11 protein-coding genes and 1 riboswitch are annotated in these 13,018 nt (G+C 72.1%); of the genes, 3 read left to right on the top strand and 8 right to left on the bottom strand.

Features of this window, described 5'->3' with window-relative positions; genetic code table 11:
* Positions 1–85: 85 nt before the first annotated feature.
* On the top strand, positions 86–1,327 hold the full coding sequence (locus ACZ39I_RS04300) for a glycosyltransferase 87 family protein (RefSeq protein ID WP_467242758.1): 1,242 nt from the start codon (positions 86–88) through the stop codon (positions 1,325–1,327).
* 29 nt (positions 1,328–1,356) lie between these two features.
* On the opposite strand, the gene ACZ39I_RS04295 is transcribed toward ACZ39I_RS04300, so the two are convergent.
* The 5 genes from ACZ39I_RS04295 to ACZ39I_RS04275 all read right to left on the bottom strand — a co-directional run bounded on the left by ACZ39I_RS04295 (position 1,357) and on the right by ACZ39I_RS04275 (position 6,690).
* Complete coding sequence (locus tag ACZ39I_RS04295) at positions 1,357–2,550, bottom strand: hypothetical protein (RefSeq protein ID WP_467242757.1); 1,194 nt, start codon at positions 2,548–2,550, stop codon at positions 1,357–1,359.
* 33 nt (positions 2,551–2,583) lie between these two features.
* Positions 2,584–3,600, bottom strand: coding sequence for a C40 family peptidase (locus ACZ39I_RS04290; RefSeq protein WP_467242756.1), 1,017 nt, complete (start codon positions 3,598–3,600; stop codon positions 2,584–2,586).
* Between the two features lie 224 nt (positions 3,601–3,824).
* On the bottom strand, positions 3,825–4,859 hold the full coding sequence (locus tag ACZ39I_RS04285; protein WP_467242755.1) for a C40 family peptidase: 1,035 nt from the start codon (positions 4,857–4,859) through the stop codon (positions 3,825–3,827).
* A 209-nt stretch (positions 4,860–5,068) separates the two neighbouring features.
* Positions 5,069–6,415, bottom strand: a complete 1,347-nt coding sequence (locus tag ACZ39I_RS04280; RefSeq protein ID WP_467242754.1) for an NYN domain-containing protein — start codon at positions 6,413–6,415, stop codon at positions 5,069–5,071.
* A gap of 35 nt (positions 6,416–6,450) precedes the next feature.
* Positions 6,451–6,690 (bottom strand): hypothetical protein, encoded by a 240-nt coding sequence (locus ACZ39I_RS04275; protein WP_037719539.1) that lies wholly within the window; start codon positions 6,688–6,690, stop codon positions 6,451–6,453.
* 171 nt (positions 6,691–6,861) lie between these two features.
* Here ACZ39I_RS04275 and ACZ39I_RS04270 point away from each other — a divergent pair, with 171 nt between their 5' ends.
* Together ACZ39I_RS04270 and ACZ39I_RS04265 are read left to right on the top strand one after the other, a co-directional pair.
* Positions 6,862–7,620, top strand: coding sequence for a rhomboid family intramembrane serine protease (locus ACZ39I_RS04270; protein ID WP_467242753.1), 759 nt, complete (start codon positions 6,862–6,864; stop codon positions 7,618–7,620).
* A 41-nt stretch (positions 7,621–7,661) separates the two neighbouring features.
* Complete coding sequence (locus tag ACZ39I_RS04265) at positions 7,662–7,943, top strand: Lrp/AsnC family transcriptional regulator (protein ID WP_007381475.1); 282 nt, start codon at positions 7,662–7,664, stop codon at positions 7,941–7,943.
* A 9-nt stretch (positions 7,944–7,952) separates the two neighbouring features.
* On the opposite strand, the gene ACZ39I_RS04260 is transcribed toward ACZ39I_RS04265, so the two are convergent.
* The 3 genes from ACZ39I_RS04260 to trpD form a co-directional block, all read right to left on the bottom strand.
* Positions 7,953–10,085 (bottom strand): protein kinase domain-containing protein, encoded by a 2,133-nt coding sequence (locus ACZ39I_RS04260; protein ID WP_467242752.1) that lies wholly within the window; start codon positions 10,083–10,085, stop codon positions 7,953–7,955.
* 67 nt (positions 10,086–10,152) lie between these two features.
* Positions 10,153–11,514 (bottom strand): aminotransferase class V-fold PLP-dependent enzyme, encoded by a 1,362-nt coding sequence (locus tag ACZ39I_RS04255; protein ID WP_467242751.1) that lies wholly within the window; start codon positions 11,512–11,514, stop codon positions 10,153–10,155.
* Between the two features lie 119 nt (positions 11,515–11,633).
* A riboswitch (SAM riboswitch) is annotated at positions 11,634–11,750 on the bottom strand.
* Positions 11,751–11,826: 76 nt separating this feature from the next.
* Entirely contained in the window at positions 11,827–12,891 is a 1,065-nt protein-coding gene (gene trpD / locus ACZ39I_RS04250; RefSeq protein ID WP_467242750.1) for an anthranilate phosphoribosyltransferase, read from the bottom strand.
* Between the last annotated feature and the right edge of the window lie 127 nt (positions 12,892–13,018).

The raw sequence follows: 13,018 nt of genomic DNA, 5'->3' as shown, positions 1-13,018 counted from the left end.
GGGCGCGGCCACGTTTATGGCACCCTCACAGGAGGGCGGGACATCATGTTCCCCTCAAGAGCGCGAGCGAACGGCAGGGGATCACGTGGAGACGAAGGCCGGACGGCGGTCCCTGACGTGGCTGCTGCTGACCTGGGGCGTGACCAGGCTGCTGCTCCTGCTGTGGGTCTTCAAGGTGTACGTCTTCCCGGGCCCGGACGTCACCAGTGACGTGTCGGTCATCTACCAGGGCTGGTACGACGTCCTGCGCACCGGAACGTTCCCGCGGTCCGACGTGACCTGGCAGTATCCGCCGGCCGCGGCCCTCGCGATCCTCTCCCCCGCGCTGCTGCCCTTCCTGGAGTACACCCAGGCCTTCTTCGTCCTCGCCTTCGTCGCCGACCTGGCCGCCCTCCTCCTGCTGCTGTACGCGGGCCGGCGTCCCGGGCGGCAGCTGCGGGGAGCCTGGGTGTGGGTGGCGGGCGTACCTCTGCTCGGCCCGACCGTCTACTCCCGCTACGACGTGATGGTGACCGCGGTGGCCATCGCGGCGGTCCTCGCGGCCGCCCGGCATCCGAAGGTGGCGGGGGCGCTGGTGGGCTTCGGGGCGCTGCTGAAGGTGTGGCCGGCGCTGATCCTCGTCGGGATCCGCAGGCGCAGTGTCTGGGCCTCGGCGGTGGGGACGGTGGTCGTGGTGGCCGGGCTGTTCGCCGTGGCGATGCCCGGGGCCTTCGCCTTCCTGACCTTCCAGCGGGAGCGCGGCACCGAGGTGGAGTCGCTGGGCTCCCTGGTCTTCCACATCGCCCGCCGGCACGGCTGGGACGGCTCGGTCCTGCTCAACTACGGCTCGGTCGAGTTCCTCGGCCCCTGGGTGACCGCCGTCAGCACGGCCGCGCTCGCGCTGACCGGCATGGCCTTCGGGCTGCTGCTGCTGTGGCGGCTGACGGCCACCCGGTTCGAGGCGCACACGGCGGCCGACGCGGCGCTGGTGGCGGTGCTGATGTTCACCACCACGAGCCGGGTGATCAGCCCGCAGTACATGGTGTGGCTGGTCGGCCTCGCGGCGGCCTGTCTGTGCTTCCGGGCGAGCCGGATGGGCCTGCCGGCCGTCCTGGTGCTGGCGGCGTGCTTCGTGACGGTCCTGGAGTTCCCGATCTGGTTCGCGGACGTCGTGGGAAGCACCCCGCGCGGCATCATCCTCCTGCTCGTGCGCAACGGCCTGCTGGTCCTCGCCACGGTCATCGGAATGCGCGACCTGTGGCGCTCGACGGTCCCGAAACGGACCCCGCCACCCCCGGTACCGGATCAGCCCACGACTCCGGCCCGCGAGACCTCGACCTCGTCCTGAAGGCCGGCGGAGGCCGTCGAGTTGTTGGGTCAGTCGAGCTGATCCCGCAGGTACTCCTGCCACGCCGCGGTGAAGGTCTTCAGGTCGGTGTCGAGCACCTTCGTCATGGCCTCCTCCACCGCCCCCGGCCGCTTCTCGTGCGTGCCCACGGCCCGGTAGAACTCGCCCAGCTTCGCCTCGCCCCACCGGTCCGCGATCATCCGGCAGGCCATCCAGCCGCCCTCGTAGGACATCGCGAGCCCGGACGCGCTGCCGTCGAAGCCGAAGTCCGCGTCGGAGGGCAGGGCCGTGGGCACCCGGCCCGCGGACACGGCCTCCTCCAGCTCCGGCGCGGCCTCGGCCGGGGTGCTCCCGGTGCCCCGGTAGCCGACCCAGTCGGCATACCCCTCCGACAGCCACAGCGGTGTCGCGGCGGTGGTGTCGGCGCGGGTGGCGACATGAGTGGTCTCGTGGGTGAGCACGACCTGCCGGCCCAGGGTGCCCAGCAGGCCGTACGCGTCGGGGTTGACGATGATCCGGTCCGCGGGCGCCTGCGCCGGGGCGCCCGTCTCACCGGTGGTGACCGCCGCGATCCCGCGGTACGAGGAGGCCGGCGAGCCGAGCAGCCCCGCCATCCCCTGCAGGGAGCGCGGTACGAGCACGACGACGTGCCGGGACCACGTGGTGCCCCAGGCGTCCGACACGGCGGGTACGGCGTGGTCGGCGAGGTCCGCGAAGGAGTGCAGTCGCTCGCCGGACTGGCCGACGCCTAGGACGATGCTGTGCCGTCCGCGGACGACGGTCACCTCGCCCTGGTCCCACAACTGCTGCGGAGCCTTCCTCGCCGGCTTCTCGTCCTTCACGTACCACTGGCCGGCCGCGTCCAGGGAGAGGCCCAGGGTGCGGGCGACGGTGACGGGGGCCTGGTCGTACCCCTGCACCTGGTAGCGGAGTTCGGCGTCGGCGGTGGCCGTGGCGCCGGTGCGGTGGACGCCGGTGACCTTGTAGGCCCAGGAGGCGAGGGGCACGGCGCTGACGTCCTCGAACCAACTCGCGGTACCCGTCTCGGCTACCGCCGCCTTGTCGCGGTCGAGGACGGCCGCCGCCCGCCGGTCGAGGACGCGCTGCACGTCGGCCCTGGCGGTGTCGCCGGCCGTCGGCCGCCCGCCGCAGGCCACCAGCGAGGTGAGCAGCAGGCACAGCACCACCACACCGTGTTTCGGCACCCGCCTTCGACCAGCCATGTCTCCCGATCGTACGGGCAGGGCGGCCGTCGGTCAGGGGCGCGTGACCGTCGCCCCCGGCATCATGCCCACCGGGTCGTAGCGCACCGGGGCGCCGGGGTACGGGGCGTGGACGACCTGGCCGTTGCCGACGTACATGCCGACATGGCTGGCATCGCCCCGGTAGGTGACCAGATCGCCGGGTTGCGCCTGGGAGAGCGGCACCTGGCGGCCGGCGTAGCGCTGGGCCTGCGAGGTGCGCGGGAGGGAGACCCCGGCCTGGGCGTACGACCACTGCATCAGGCCCGAACAGTCGAAGGCGCCCGGCCCGTTGGCGCCCCACACGTACGGCTTGCCGATCGCGGACTGCGCGGCGGCCACGGCGGCGGCCGCCCGGCCCGAGGGCGCGGCGGCACCCGAGAGGTCGGGCATCCCGGAGCGGCCGGAGCGCGAGGCCCGGTCGTAGGCGGCGCGCTCGTCGGACGGCAGGGAGTTCAGCAGCGCGCGCGCTCTGGCGAGCTTTCTCTCGACGGTCCGCTTGTGGGAGGCGACGGCCTTGCGGCTCTTCTCCAGTTCGCCGAGCTTGCGGGCCGCCTCGCCGCGCTCCTGGGCGAGTTCGCGCATGGCGTCCTGGAGGTCCTTGAGTTCGCCCGCCTGGCGCGCGTTGATCCGGTCGAGGACGGCCGCCTTGTCGAGGTAGTCGTCCGGGTCGTCGGAGAACAACAGCGCGAGGGACGGGTCCAGGCCGCCGGAGCGGTACTGGGCGCCGGCCAGTGAACCGAGCGCCTCCCGCATGGAGTTGATGCGCTCCTGCTGGCGGGCGATCCCGTCCTGTGCGGTGCTGACCTCCTCGCGCAGCGCGTCGGCACGCTCGTCGGCCTTGTTGTAGGCCTCGGTGGCCTGCTCGGCCTGCTCGTAGAGGCGGTCCACCTCGGCCCGGGTGCCTTCGGAAGGTGCGGCGGCGGCCGGTACGGCGCCGAGCGCGGCGGCCGCCGCGGACAGCACACACAGAGCGGCACCGGCGCCCCGGTTGAACCCGGACGTCTGGACAAGGCGGCGATGGAACCCCACGGGAAGCCGCGCTCCTTCCACTGGCGGACACAGACGTTCCCCGATGAGGGGAAGCGCGGCCGACAGTAGCCCTGCGGCAGGGGCGTATCCAACGACCTCCGCGGGCACACAACGTGACGCCCCGCCCAAGACGCAGGTCATGGGCGGGGCGCGGAGTCAGTTGTGGTGATCGTGATTCGCCCGAACGGGCGGCGAGTCGTCGTGATCTTGAGCAGGTACGGGGCTCAGATCCGCACGCCGAACTGGAACGGCATGTTGTTGATCGACTCGTAGCGCACGACCGTGCCGGTGCGCGGGGCGTGGATGACCTGTCCGTTGCCCGCGTACAGGCCGACGTGGTGCAGGTCGCCGTAGAAGATCACCAGGTCGCCGACCTTGAGGTCGCTCATGCTGTAGATGCGCGTGCCGGCGTTGGCCTGGGCCTGCGAGGTGCGCGGGATGGTGATACCGGCCTGCGCGTAGGCCCAGGAGGTCAGGCCAGAGCAGTCGTAGGAGGCGGTGCCGGTGGCGCCGTAGACGTACGGCTTGCCGAGCTGGGTCTGGGCGGCGTTGAAGGCCGCCTGGGCCCGGGCGGAGGAGGCGGGGGCGTCTCCGAGGTCCACGCGCTCGCTCGCGGAGCGGCTGGCGCGGGCGTCGGCGGCGGCGAGGGCGGCCTTCTCGGCGGCCGTCAGCGAGTTGAGGAGCTTCTGCGCCTCGGCGAGCTTGCCCTGAACGGACTTCTTCTGCTTGGCCAGTTCGGTGCGGGTGCTCGCGAGGTCCTTGAGCTTCTCGGAGGCCTCGGCGCGGTCCTGGGCCAGCTCGCGCTGCTTCTCCTGGATCTTCTTCAGCGCCTCGACCTGCTGGGAGCTGAGCTGGTCCGCGGTGGACGCCTTGTCCAGGTAGTCGTCCGGGTTCGACGACAGGAAGAGCTGGAGCGAGGAGTCGATGGTGCCGGTGCGGTACTGCGCGGCGGCCGCGAGGCCTATGGAGTCGCGCAGTTCGTTCAGGTCGCCCTGGCCGCGGGCCACGTTGTCCTGGATGGTGGAGATCTCCTTCTGGAGCTTCTCCTGCTTCTCCTTGGCGCCGTTGAGCTTTTCCGTGGCCTGCTCGGCCTGCTCGTACAGGGCGTCGACCTTCGCCTTGACCTCGTCCTTGCTCGGCTTCTCGCTCGGCGCGGCGTTGGCGGCATTGGCACTGAGGGCCACGGCGGCAGCGGCTGCGGTCGTGAGCACGGTCACGCGCGTACGGCTCGGCTGCTTGGGTCGACGGTGGGACGCCACGGAGGTGAACTCCTTCTTTTGAGTGATCACCCGCTCGGAGGTTCGAGAGCAGACCCTAGTGACCTTACTGTGATCAGTTCAAATCCTCAGCAGCAAAATCTCGTCACGCCATGCATTCTTTGCACAGAACTCACATGCAGTGAGGCGGCCTTGACACTACGTTGCGTGACGATACGGCCAATTCGGTCATTCAGCCTGGACTTTGATGTTTAGGACAGGCGCTTCAGGAGCACCGCGGAAGCGACCGGCCGGGCCCCCGCCTTGGCGATGCCGTCGGCGACCTCGCGGTCGGTGGAGGCGACGATCACCGGCCGCCCGGGCGGCTCGGCGCGCACCAGCTGGCGGATCAACTCGTCGGCGGTGACGCCCGCCTTGGAGAACAGCACCCGCACCCCGCGCGGCGGCGCGAGCAGCACCGGCGCGGCGAGCTCGGCCCCGTCGAAGACACAGGTAACCTCCGCCCCGGTCTGCGCGGCGAGCTGCGAGAGCTGCCCGAGGAGCCTCAGACGCTGCTTCTCCAGCGGCATCTGGGGATAGCCGGTCTTGGTGACGTTGTAGCCGTCGACCACCAAGTGCGCCTGGGGCAGGGCGAGAAGCTGGTCCAGGATCGCGGGGTCGTTCTCGGACAGCGCCCGCGCGGCGATGTCCTTCGGGGTCATGCGGCCCGGTTCCACCGCATCGACGGTCTCGGCGGGCCGGACGGAGACCGGCGGCAGGGCCAGTTCCCGGCGCAGTCCCTGGGCCGCGTCCAGAACGGTGTCCAGAAGCAGACGCACGCGCATGTCCTCGACACTGCGCCCCTCCCGTGCCGCTCTGCGCGTGGCCTCCAGAGCGGCCTCCGCCTCCCCCAGGCGTGCCTTCAGCCGCCGGGACTCGCTCTCGGCGGCGGACACCTGGGCCTGGCTCTCGGCGCGTACGGCGTCCATCTCGGCCTGCAGCTTGCGCAGGGCCGCCTCGCCGCGCTTGACGTCACTGAGTGCCGCGCGCAGCTTGCGGTGAAGCGATTCGGCTTCCTTCTTGGCGGACTCCAGCTCGGTGCGCAGCCGCTCGGTGTCGGCGCGCGTCTGGTCGCGGGCGGCTGTGAGCTGCTCGCGCAGCCGCTCCAGCTCGGCGCGGCTCTCCTCGTCGGCCCGCTCGGCGTCCGCCCGCTGGGCCTCCTCGCCGGCCGCGGTGACCAGCTTGACCCAGCCGGTGGGGCGCAGCACATAGGCCGCGGCCGCCACATCGAGCGGGTCCGCGGCCGGGGGCGGGGAACCGGAGTCGAGGGCGCCGGCCAGCTCCGGCTGGACCTCTCTGAACTTCTCCCCGATGCGCTGGCGGAACAGCGGATCGGTCTCCAGCGCGGCCGCCATCGCGTTGCCCGCGAACTTGGCCCGCCGGTTCGGCGCGAAGCGCGCGTACTGCCTGAGCTGGGCGGGCAGTTCACCGACGGTCAGCCCGCCGAACCCCTCCGAGACGATGTGCACGACCCGGCGCCGCACACCGTCGGGCAGCGGACGGTCGAGGACCTCGGCGGCGGCGCCGTCGCCCGGCTCCCCGCCTTGTGTCTCCACCATCCGTCACACCCCATCACTGTGCGGGGCCGGCCCTGTCAGGAGCCGGCGCCCGGCCTGTCCACGAGTTCCACCTGGTCCACGGCGTTGCACCAGCGGCACCGCACCGACTCGATGGTCTCACTGACCACCTCGCGCTCCTCGACCTTCGGCTCTCCCGCCAGGTCGAGGTGGACGTACTCGACGACCTTCGACGAGCGGGTCACGTCGAAGCGCGTGAGGTTGCCGCAGAGGGTGCAGCGCCACCGCGTCGAGGCGGTCGGGAGGGGAACCGTCATCGTGGCTGTGCTCTTTCCTACTAGCCATTGTCCGTGACACACCGGCGGCCCGGTGCATGTGGCTCGTAACCCTAAGGCCTGGCGGGTACTCGCCGCTCGGGCGTCCACAGGACCTGTCCGGCGGCGAGGCGCTCTGTGCGGTTGCGTCCCGTTACGCCATGCTCTGTGTTCATGATCCGCAACTGGAGGGTGACGGTCGGTGCAGCGAACGGGCGGCTGTGGGGGCCGGCTCCGGTCACCTACGGCCTGATCGCCCTGTGCTGTCTGGTCTTCGTGATCGGCCCCGCCTCGGGCCTCGATCCGGCCTACGGCTCCGGGGACGCGGCCCTGGCCGCCCAGCGGGCCTACTTCCACCGCTGGGGCGTGGTCCCCGCCGAGCTCTTCGAGGGCTCGCCCGCTGCCGCCCTCACCCCGGCCACCGCGCTGTTCGTGCACGGCAGCTGGGTGCACCTGCTGGGCAACATGCTCTTCCTCTACGTCTTCGGGGTGATGACCGAGGAACGGATGGGCCGGGTGCAGTTCCTCCTCTTCTACGTGGGCAGCGGCTACCTCGCCCTGCTGGGCTACGCGGCTGCCAACGCCGACTCCGAGCAGTCCCTGGTCGGTGCCTCCGGGGCGATCTCGGCGGTTCTCGGCGCGCTGCTCTTCCTGTTCCCCGGGGCCCGGGTGACCAGTCTCCTGCCGTTCCTCTTCTTCCTGCCGCTGCGCTTCCCCGCCTGGGTCGTCCTCCCCTTCTGGGCGGCGCTGCAGTGGCTCGCCGCGGGCCGGGCCTCCGACGGCCCCGGGGTGGCCTACCTGGCCCACCTGGTGGGCTTCGGCCTGGGCCTGGTCTTCGCCTGGGCGCGTTTCGGCCGTACCACTGCTGTGCCTTCCCGGGGGACGACGCCCGGACCCCCGGCAGAAAAACCGGGCCGACTGGACCGCGAGTAGGGTAAGAGCCCTGCCACCGCCTCCGAGGGAGAGAACCAGCCGTGATCACCGCGATCGTCCTCATCAAGACCAGCGTGGACCGGATCCCCGAGATCGCGGAGCGGATCGCCGCGCTGGAGTCCGTGAGCGAGGTCTTCTCGGTCACGGGCACGTACGACCTGATCGCCATGGTCCGGGTCAAGCGGCACGAGGACCTCGCCGAGGTCATCCCCGGCAGCATCAGCAAGATCCCGGGCGTCGAGGCGACGGACACCCACGTGGCCTTCCGCACCTACTCCCAGCACGACCTGGAGGCCGCGTTCGCGATCGGCCTCGACAGCTAGGGCCTGCCCCTAGGAGCCGAGCGCGAGCACCGTGATGCCGTCGGCGGTCGCGGCGTACACGCGGCCGTCCCGGACGACCGGACTCTGGGTTCCGACGGAGGCGCCGCCCTCGACGCGCCGGTGCCAGGTCTGCTTTCCCTTGCGGTTGATGCCGTAGAGGGTCGATCCGTGGCGTACGTAGACGGTGTCGCCCTGGACGGTGGGGTCGCCGTACTGGCGTCCGTCGTCGGTGAACCGGAAGGACCACGCCGTCGATCCGTCGGCGGGATCCAGGGCGACCAGTTCGTAGTCGGACGCGGTGACGCCCACGTCGCCGAAGGGCACACAGGCGAAGTAGCGGCTGCCGTACACCTTGTCGTTGGTGCAGTCCCACAGCGGTTTGCCGGTGCGGCTCAGGCCGTGCAGCATGTCCTCGCCGCCCGATCCGACCATCAGCGTGTCGCCGACCAGCACGGGACGGCCGGTGTCGAGGCCGGCCTTCGTCGCCCAGAGCCGCTTGCCGCTGGTCGCGTCCAGGGCCTGGACCTGGTCCCCGAAGGTGCCGACGTACACCACGCCGTCCGCCACCAGGGGCTCACCGGTGGGTGCCGGTCCGGTCGGCGTGGACCAGCGCACACTGCCGTCGGGGGCGTAGGCCCGCACCCCGCCCGCGTCCGAGCCGTCGCCGTAGGACACCAGGACCAGTCGGCCGGCGGCGACCGGGAACTGACCGTTTCCGGCGAACCGCCTGGCCCAGCGGACCGTGCCGCCCCGGCCGAGCGCGCACAGCTTGGAGGAACCCTCCTGGCCGTCCTCCAGCAGGCAGTACACGCCGTCGGCGGTGGCGAGCGGGGACATGGCCTCCGCGCCGAGCGAGGTCCGCCATACGGTCCGCCCGTCCAGGTCCAGCGCGTGCAGCGCGCGGTCCGTGCCGCCGACGTACACCCGCGTGCCGTCGGGCGAGACGGCCGCACAGGGGCCGCGCCGCCCGCCGAGGCCCTGGACCTTGTACTGCCAGCCCGTCGCCGGCGCGCCCGGGGCCCCTGCCTGTACGGAGCCGTCCGGCGCGTCCCGCAGCCACAGCCACCCGCCCAGTCCGCCGGCCGCCACGACCCCGGCGCCGCCCGCCACGACCCGCAACAGCCGGCGCCGCGACGGCGGGACAGGGGCCGGTGTCACATCGGTGACCGCGGGGATGTCCGTGGCGGTCGGCGGGGCCACGTACTCGACGCGGCTCTCCCGCTCCCCCGAGTCGTGCCCGGGAACCCAGCGCGCCCCGCTCCGCACGGTCTCGGGCTCCTTCACGGCACCGGGTCCGTACCACCCCGGCCGCAGGCTCTCGCGCAGCGAGGCCGTGGTGTGCCCCGCGGCCGCGACCAGCTCCGCGGGGGTCGGCCGGGCCCCGGGGTCGTCCCGCAGACACGCCTCCACCAGTGGCAGCTGCTCCTCCGGTACGGCGGACAGGTCCACGTCACCGGTCAGGATCCGCAGCAGAACGACCGAATCCTGCCCCTCGCCGAAGGGTTCCTTGCCGCCGGACGCGTAGGCGAGGACCGCGCCCAGGGAGAAGACGTCACTGGCCGGCACGACCTGGGCGCCGTTGCGGATCTGCTCGGGCGAGAGATAGCCGACCGACCCGACGACCACTCCGGTCCGGGTCAGGGCCGTGCCTTCCAGGGCCCGGACGATCCCGAAGTCGATGACCCGGGGGCCGTCCGGCGCGAGCAGGATGTTGGAGGGCTTGAGGTCCCGGTGCACCAGGCCCTTGGCGTGGATCGCGGCGAGCGCCTCGGCGAGCGCGGCCGCCAGCAGCCGTACCGCGTCCGCGGGCAGCGGTCCCCGGTCGAGCACGGCGTCCCGCAGGTTGGGTCCCGCCACGAACTCGGTCGCCATCCAGGGACGGGCCGCCTCGGTGTCTGCGTCCACGACCCGCGCGGTGTAGGTGCCCGCCCCGCCGACGGTCTGCGCGGCCCGTACCTCGTGCCGGAACCGGGCACGGAAGGTGCGGTCCTCGGCGTGTTCGGCCCGTACGACCTTCACGGCCAGCCGCAGCCCGCCCCGCGCCTCGGCGAGATACACCTCGCCCATGCCGCCGGACCCGAGTCTGCCCAGGACCGCGTAGGGCCCGATGGCCGGCGGGTCCGTCTCGCGCAGCTCCTGCACCCCGTGCTCCCCCTGCTTTCCGTACGGTTGCTGAGGGGAGCGTATACGCGCGGTGGACTCCGGTCCGTCAGACGGCGGGGACGCAGCGGCCGTCCTCGGTGCGGTACGTCCACTTCGCACCGTCCTCGACCAGTTCCTTCACGGCCTGCACGAACCGCTCGACGTGCTCGTCCGGGGTGCCGGCACCGAAGCTCACCCGGATCGCGTTGAGGGACTTCTCGCCGGGCGCGGCCTCGGGGGCGCCGCACTCGCCCTGGGACTGCGGGTCGCTGCCGAGGAGGGTGCGCACGAGGGGGTGGGCGCAGAAGAGGCCGTCGCGGACGCCGATGCCGTACTCGGCGGAGAGGGCGGCGGCGAAGTGGGAGCTGTTCCAGCCCTCGACGACGAAGGAGATCACGCCGACGCGGGGGGCGTCGTCGCCGAAGAGGGACAGGACGCGGACCTCGGGGACCTCGGCGAGGCCGGCCTTCACCTTCTCGATCAGGTGCTGCTCGCGGGCGACCAGGGTGTCGAAGCCGGCCTCGGTCAGCGCCTTGCAGGCCGACGCGATGGAGTAGGCGCCGATGACGTTCGGGGAGCCGGCCTCGTGGCGGGCGGCGCTGTCGTGCCACTCCACGTCCACTCCGCCGTCCTCGCGCCGGGTGACCTTGCGGCTGGCGCCGCCGCCGGCGAGGTAGGGGTCGGCGGCCCGGAGCCAGTCGGCGCGGCCGGCCAGGACGCCGGAGCCGAAGGGGGCGTAGAGCTTGTGGCCGGAGAAGGCGACCCAGTCGACGTCGAGGTCACGGACGCTCACCGGGTGGTGCGGGGCGAGCTGGGCCGCGTCGAGCACGATCCGGGCGCCGTGGGCGTGCGCGGCCGCCGCGAGTTCCCGTACGGGCCACAGCTCACCGGTGACGTTGGAGGCGCCGGTGACGCACACCAGGGCCGGACCCCGGGGGTCCCGGTCGGCGAGGGCCTTCTCCAGGGTCTGGACGGCCTGGCGCGGGGTGCGCGGGGCGTCCAGGTAGCTGACCCGGGCGTCCTTCCAGGGCAGCAGGCTCGCGTGGTGCTCGGTCTCGAAGACGAAGACCTGGCAGTGGGCGGGGAGCGCCGCGGCGAGGAGGTTGAGCGAGTCGGTGGTCGAGCGGGTGAAGATGAGCTGGTCGTCGTCGCGGCAGTCGAGGAACTCGGTGACGGTCCTGCGGGCGTTCTCGAACAGGTCGGTCGACAGCTGGGAGAGGTAGCCGGCCCCGCGGTGCACGCTGCCGTAGTAGGGCGCGTACGCCGCCACGTCGTCCCAGACCCGCTGGAGGGCCGGTGCGCTGGCCGCGTAGTCGAGGGCGGCGTAGGTGACTTCGCCACCGGTGACCAGCGGGACGGTGACATCCCGCCCCAGAACGGGCAGGGGGGCACAAATGGTCTGGACGGCGGCAGCGGTGGAGACAGACATGGGGGACTCCCGTGAAAGGTGAAAGGTGAGAGGACGTGCGGAGGCGGGGCTCTGCGCCCTATCGCATTCGGTTGCTCACGGAAGACTCCTCGAACGACCAGGATCCCTGGCTCGTGAGGGATCCGCGCTTGCCGTAGACCTCGCTGCCTACGGCCTGGTCTTCACCCGGGGCACCCCGCCACGGACGGAGGGTTGCCGGACAGTCGGCCGGGGCCTCATGACTGTCACTCATGACCTGGTCGAAGAACGTACGTGAAATGATCGTCGTCCCGCAACCCGTGTCCGGATCGCGGGACGACACCCTGGTGAGCGCTATGCGTTGCTCGCGGCCACCCAGCGCTCCAGCGTCCGCTTCGCCGACCCCGAGTCGATCGCCTCGGCGGCCTTGTCCATCCCGGCCCTCAGCTGCTCGGCCAACGTCCCCGAACCCGGGTCCAGGGCCACCAGCGCGGCCGCCGAGTTCAGGAGTACGGCGTCCCGGACCGGGCCCTTCTCGCCGTCCAGCAGGCGGCGGGCGACCTCCGCGTTGTACGCCGGGTCACCGCCCCGCAGGGCCTCCACCGGCACCAGGTCGAGGCCGGCGTCCCGGGGGTCGAAGCTCTCCTCGGTGACCTTGCCGTCGCGGACGACCCAGACGCGGGAGGTCGACGTGGTCGTCAGCTCGTCGAGGCCGTCGTCACCGCGGAAGACGAGGGAGGAGTGGCCGCGCTCGGCGAAGACGCCCGCGACGACCGGCGCCATGCGGGGATCCGCGACCCCGACCGCCTGGGACCGCACGCGGGCGGGGTTGGTCAGCGGGCCGAGGATGTTGAACACCGTGCGGATGCCCAACTGGCCGCGCGCAGCGCCCGCGTGACGCAGCGCCGGGTGGAACTTGATCGCGAAGCAGAACGTGATCCCGGCCTCTCCGGCCACCTCGGCGACCCGCTGCGGGGTCAGCTCCAGGTTGACGCCGAGCTTCTCCAGGACGTCCGAGGCGCCGGACGCGGAAGAGGCGGCCCGGTTGCCGTGCTTGACGACCGTGGCGCCGGTTCCGGCCACGACGATCGCCGACATGGTGGAGATGTTGACGGTCTTGGCGCCGTCGCCGCCGGTGCCGACGATGTCCACCGTCCGCCCGGGGACCTCGATCACGTTGGCGTGCGCGTACATCGTCCGGACGAGCCCGTTGATCTCCTCGACCGTCTCGCCCTTGGCCCGGAGGGCGACCACGAAGCCGGCGATCTGCGCGTCGGTCGCCTCGCCCTGCATGATCCGGTCCATCGCCCACGCCGTCGCGTCGGCGCTCTGGTCGCGGCCGTACAGCAGGGCGTTCAGTACCTCGGGCCAGGAACGGCCCGCCGCGGTGTCGCCTCCAGCGGGGGTCACAGCGCTCATGGGGCCGCTCCAGATGTCGTAGAAAAGTGTGCCCACACCCTATCCAGCGCGGGGCAGCGCAAAGGGCCCCGTCCGGCCTTCGGACGAACCCCTTCCCCTCGGCCCCTCGTGGCACGGCGAAGGGCCC

Source organism: Streptomyces sp. NPDC024687 (genome assembly GCF_055559055.1).
Note: the sequence above shows the minus strand (reverse complement) of the source record. Positions and strands in the feature narration are given on the sequence as shown.

What these genes read in the sequence shown, in the direction of transcription:
- ACZ39I_RS04295 (WP_467242757.1), bottom strand. Translation starts at nt 2,550, where the DNA reads ATGGCTGGTCGAAGGCGGGTGCCGAAACACGGTGTGGTGGTGCTGTGC.
- ACZ39I_RS04280 (WP_467242754.1), bottom strand. Translation starts at nt 6,415, where the DNA reads ATGGTGGAGACACAAGGCGGGGAGCCGGGCGACGGCGCCGCCGCCGAG.
- ACZ39I_RS04275 (WP_037719539.1), bottom strand. Translation starts at nt 6,690, where the DNA reads ATGACGGTTCCCCTCCCGACCGCCTCGACGCGGTGGCGCTGCACCCTC.
- ACZ39I_RS04270 (WP_467242753.1), top strand. Translation starts at nt 6,862, where the DNA reads ATGATCCGCAACTGGAGGGTGACGGTCGGTGCAGCGAACGGGCGGCTG.
- ACZ39I_RS04255 (WP_467242751.1), bottom strand. Translation starts at nt 11,514, where the DNA reads ATGTCTGTCTCCACCGCTGCCGCCGTCCAGACCATTTGTGCCCCCCTG.
- trpD (WP_467242750.1), bottom strand. Translation starts at nt 12,891, where the DNA reads ATGAGCGCTGTGACCCCCGCTGGAGGCGACACCGCGGCGGGCCGTTCC.